Here is a 1,824-nt window from a genome sequence, read left to right as displayed (position 1 = left end):
GGGCGTCACGAGCGTCGCCCTGCTCGGCGGGAGCGGGGGAGAGGCCCTCACCCTCGCCGACGACCGCGTCGTCGTGCCCTCGCACGACACCCCCCGCGTGCAGGAGGTGCAGATCCTCGTGCTGCACCTCCTGTGCGAGCTCGTCGAGAACGCCGTCCACGACGCGCCCACCCTGAGCTCGGCCGTGAACGTCGTGAACCCGCCCCGCGCGGCGGGCATCCTCGCGGGCACCCCCCTCGGCACCGATTGAAGTCCTCACCCCAGACAGGAGTCCACATGTCCCAGGTCAGCATGCCCCGCCAGTCCGCCAACGACCGTCCCCTCACCGGCCAGACCGCCCTCGTCACGGGCGGCGGCAGCGGCCTCGGCGCGGAGATCTGCCGCGTCCTCGCCGAGAGCGGCGCGCACGTCGTCGCCGCCGACATCGACACGACGAAGGCCGACGCGCTCGCCCGCGAGCTCACGGAGGCCGGAGGCAGCGTCGAGACCGCCGCCCTCGACGTCCGCGACGAGGCCGCCGCGCGGGCCCTCGTGGACGACCTGCGAGCCCGCCACGGGCGCCTCGACATCCTCATCAACAACGCCGGGACCGACAAGACCGTCAGCGTGGAGGAACTCAGCGTCGAGGACTTCGACCGCGTCGTCGCCGTGAACCTCCGCGCGCCCTTCGTGCTCAGCAAGGCGGCCCTCCCCGTCATGCGCGAGCAGGGCTCCGGCTACATCGTCAACATCGTCTCCACCGCCGCGAAGCGCGCCTGGGCGAACGCGAGCGCCTACCACGCCAGCAAGTGGGGCCTGCTCGGCCTCAGCCACGCCCTGCACGTCGAGGCACGCCCCATGGGCGTGAAGGTCACGGCGCTCCTCGCGGGCGGCATGCGCACTCCCTTCATCCTCGACCGCTTCCCCGACACGCCCCTGGAGAACCTCCAGGACCCCCGCAACGTGGCCCTCACCATCCGCTTCCTGCTGACGCAGCCCGCGGAGACGGTCATCCCGGAGCTCATGGTCGTTCCCATGACGGAAACCTCGTGGCCGTGAGAACTGGCCGCAGGGCCGTCTTCCTCGACAAGGACGGCACCCTCGTCGTGGACGTCCCGTACAACGTGGACCCGGCGCGCGTCACCCTCGCGCCGGGAGCGCGTGAGGGCGCGCGGCGCCTGCACGAGGCCGGGTACGCCCTCGTGGTCGTGACGAACCAGTCGGGCGTCGCGCGCGGCCTCTTCGAGGAGGACGCCCTGCGCGCCGTGGAGGAGCGCCTCACGGAGCTCCTCGGGGTGCCCCTCGCGGGCTTCTACTTCTGCCCGCACCACCCGGAGGGGCTCGTGGGGCGCTACCGGGTGGAGTGCGAGTGCCGCAAGCCCCGCCCCGGCCTGATCGAGCGCGCGGCGCGTGAGCTGAACCTCGACCTCGCGCGCTCCTGGATGATCGGCGACATCCTCCACGACGTGGAGGCCGGGAACCGCGCCGGGTGCCGCAGCGTCCTCGTCCTCACCGGAGGGGAGACCGAGTGGCTCCCCGGCCCCCACCGCGCGCCGACCTTCACCGCCACGGACGTCGGGCACGCCGCCGAGCTCGTCCTCGCGTCCGAGCCCGTCCCCACCTGACCCCACCGGAGGCACCGTGCAGCACCCCCTGTTCCCCGTCATCGAGGCCTTCTCACGGCAGCGCGTGCTCGTCGTGGGCGAGGCGATGCTCGACAGCTACGTCCACGGGCACAGCGACCGCCTGTGCCGCGAGGCGCCCGTGCCCATCGTGGAGATCGACGCGCGCGACGACGTGCCCGGCGGCGCCGCGAACACCGCCGTGAACGTCCGCGCGCTCGGC

The 1,824-nt window shown here is 73.1% G+C and carries 2 protein-coding genes and 2 pseudogenes; all 4 read left to right on the top strand.

Annotated features, from left to right (window positions below):
• Positions 1–250: pseudogene (locus DEIPI_RS40990) on the top strand (hypothetical protein); the annotation flags it as partial.
• Positions 251–276: 26 nt separating this feature from the next.
• Complete coding sequence (locus DEIPI_RS0113945) at positions 277–1,038, top strand: SDR family oxidoreductase (RefSeq protein WP_027482168.1); 762 nt, start codon at positions 277–279, stop codon at positions 1,036–1,038.
• Positions 1,029–1,604 (top strand): D-glycero-alpha-D-manno-heptose-1,7-bisphosphate 7-phosphatase, encoded by a 576-nt coding sequence (locus DEIPI_RS31160; protein WP_211238298.1) that lies wholly within the window; start codon positions 1,029–1,031, stop codon positions 1,602–1,604. The genes DEIPI_RS0113945 and DEIPI_RS31160 overlap by 10 nt, the downstream gene beginning before the upstream one ends.
• Before the next feature lie 16 nt (positions 1,605–1,620).
• Positions 1,621–1,824: pseudogene (locus DEIPI_RS31155) on the top strand (hypothetical protein); the annotation flags it as partial.

The sequence above is a fragment of the Deinococcus pimensis DSM 21231 genome, assembly GCF_000519345.1.
Lineage (GTDB): Bacteria > Deinococcota > Deinococci > Deinococcales > Deinococcaceae > Deinococcus_A > Deinococcus_A pimensis.
The sequence above is the reverse complement of the archived record's forward strand: the minus strand, read 5'-3'. Positions and strand labels throughout refer to the sequence as shown.